Genomic DNA, 1,914 nt, shown 5'->3' on the forward strand with positions numbered 1-1,914 from the left:
CCTCACCCCCGACACCCTGACCGGCGCACACCCCCAGACCGCCCACCGCAACAACACCCCCCACACCCCCCACCTCACCCCCGCCACCAACGACAGCACCTTCCTGGCGCCGCCGCAGGACACCTCGGTGTGGCGCATCGACGTCGCGAGTGCCGGGACGCTGGACGGCCTGGCCCTCGTCGCGAACCCGGAGGCCGCCCAGCCGCTGGAGGCCGGGCAGATCCGGCTGTCCGTGCGTGCGGCGGGGCTCAACTTCCGTGACGTGCTGATCGCGCTGGGGATGTACCCGGGCGAGGCGCGGATCGGCAGCGAGGGCGCCGGCGTGGTGCTGGAGGTCGCGCCCGACGTGACCGACCTGAAGCCGGGCGACCGCGTCATGGGCCTGCTCTCGGGCGGTGTGGGACCGGTCTCGGTGACGGACCGCCTGCTGGTGACGCCGATCCCGGAGGGCTGGTCGTACGCCCAGGCGGCGGCGACCCCGATCGTGTTCCTGACGGCGTACTACGCGCTGCGCGACCTGGCCGCGGCCGAGGCGGGGGAGACCCTGCTGGTGCACGCCGCCGCCGGTGGTGTCGGCATGGCCGCCGTACAGCTGGCGCGGCACCTCGGGATCGAGGTCTTCGGCACGGCGAGCCTCGGCAAGTGGGACACCCTGCGGTCGCTGGGCTTCTCCGACGACCGGCTGGCCGACTCCCGCACGCTGGAGTTCGAGGAACGCATCCTCGCCGCCACCGACGGCCGTGGCGTCGACATCGTCCTGGACTCCCTGGCACGGGAGTTCGTCGACGCCTCGCTGCGGCTGCTGCCGCGCGGCGGGCGGTTCCTGGAGATGGGCAAGACCGACATCCGGGATCCGGAGGTCGTCGCGGCCGAGCACGCGGGTGTCGCCTACCAGGCCTTCGACCTGATGGAGGCCGGGAACGCGCGCATCCAGCAGATGCTGCGCGAGCTGGTGGCGCTGTTCGAGAGCGGCGCGCTGCGCCCGCTTCCCGTCACCGAGTGGGACGTCCGCCGGTCGCCGGAGGCCTTCCGCTTCCTCGGCCAGGCCCGTCACGTCGGCAAGGTCGTCCTCACCGTGCCGGCCGCCCTCGACCCGGACGGCACCGTCCTGATCACCGGTGCGACCGGCACCCTCGGTGGCCTGTTCGCCCGTCACCTCGTCACCGCGTACGGGGCCAAGCACCTGCTGCTGGTGAGCCGCCGTGGAGCGGACGCCCCGGGTGCCGTCGACCTCGCGGCCGAACTCACCGCCCTGGGCGCGGAAGTGACCTTCGCCGCCCGTGACCTGTCCGACCGCGACGCGACCGCCGACCTCCTGGCCGCAGTCCCCGCCGAGCACCCCCTGACCGCCGTCGTCCACACCGCCGGCGTCCTCGCCGACACCCTCCTCACCAGCCTCACCCCCGAACAACTGGCAGACGTGCTGCGCCCCAAGGTCGACGCCGCCTGGAACCTCCACGAGCTGACCCGGCACCTCGACCTCTCCGCCTTCGCCCTCTTCTCCTCGATCGCGGGTGTGCTGGGCAACGCCGGGCAGGCGAACTACGCCGCCGCGAACGCCTACCTCGACGCCCTCGCGGACCGCCGCCGATCGCACAACCTCCCCGCCACCTCCCTCGCCTGGGGACTCTGGGGCGGGGACACCAGCGGTATGGCCGACGAACTGTCCCAGGCTGACCTCGCCCGCATCGCACGCTCCGGCATCACGCCGCTGACGGCGGAGCAGGGCCTGGCCCTCTTCGACGCCGCGGTGGCGGGCGGGCGCTCCTCGGTGGTGCCCGTGCGCCTCGACCTGAGTGCGATCGACGAGAGCAGTGCTGCGGTTCTTCGTGGTCTGGCGCCGGTGCGTCGTCGTCGGGCGGTGGCCGGTGGTGGGTCGGTGGGTGCGGGTTCGTTCGCGGGTCGGCTGGCGGG

General features: G+C 73.6%; 1 protein-coding gene. It reads left to right on the forward strand.

From position 1 onward, the window contains the following. Positions 1–1,914 (forward strand): MDR/SDR family oxidoreductase (locus tag ACFVFS_RS40735; protein ID WP_380630166.1); only part of this gene is annotated, 1,914 nt, incomplete at both ends.

The sequence above is a fragment of the Kitasatospora sp. NPDC057692 genome (assembly GCF_042799475.1).
Classification (GTDB): Bacteria; Actinomycetota; Actinomycetes; order Streptomycetales; family Streptomycetaceae; genus Kitasatospora.